Consider the following 279-nt stretch of genomic DNA (forward strand, 5'->3'; position numbering starts at 1 on the left):
CTTGTGTAACCGCATCAAAGGGATAGCAGGTTGCAAGAACCAACTGAGAACCCGCTGCGTGAATATCGATCTGCGCTTCATCCCAACGCGCAACACTCATTTGTGTGGCACGATAGGTATAAGTTTTGCCGTCAGTGCGGGTAATGCGAATAAGATCGCCTTTCTCAATATCTTTGAGAAAAGCAAAATGCGTATCGCGGTGGGCGGCATAAACGGCAGTTCCCTTCTCCCCCGCATGGGGTGTGTTCTGGAGATGGCCGGGCCCAAAAGCCAGAGCCT

At 52.0% G+C, this 279-nt stretch carries 1 protein-coding gene; it reads right to left on the minus strand.

Annotation, left to right across the window (positions count from 1 at the left end):
- The coding region (locus tag HBA93_RS20855) for a class D sortase (protein ID WP_221724547.1) at positions 1 to 279 on the minus strand (279 nt) is incomplete at both ends.

This window comes from Ochrobactrum sp. SFR4 (assembly GCF_019730395.1).
Taxonomy (GTDB): Bacteria; Pseudomonadota; Alphaproteobacteria; order Rhizobiales; family Rhizobiaceae; genus Pseudochrobactrum.